General features: G+C 41.2%; 1 protein-coding gene. It reads right to left on the bottom strand.

The window, feature by feature from the left end; genetic code table 11:
* Nucleotides 1-240: UbiA family prenyltransferase (locus SB775_RS33385; RefSeq protein WP_410865586.1), on the bottom strand; the 240-nt coding region annotated here is incomplete at both ends.

Below are 240 nucleotides of genomic sequence, written 5' to 3'. Positions count from 1 at the left end.
CATACAAACAAGACCGATTGCAGCAAGCCACCAGCTAGAATTCATACAAATATAAACACCTAATAGTATTGCGATCCCAAAAAATCCAAATGCTAAGTTAAGCACCGTTTTCGGCTGAATGCCATCGCGAACGATAGCGCCGCCGATACCAACTGATCCTTCGTGATCGAGTCCTCTTTTATAATCAAAGTATTCATTAAACATGTTTGTTGCTGCTTGAATGAGAAGACAAGCGAGAAG

Source organism: Peribacillus sp. SIMBA_075, assembly GCF_046534585.1.
Note: the sequence above shows the minus strand (reverse complement) of the source record. Positions and strands in the feature narration are given on the sequence as shown.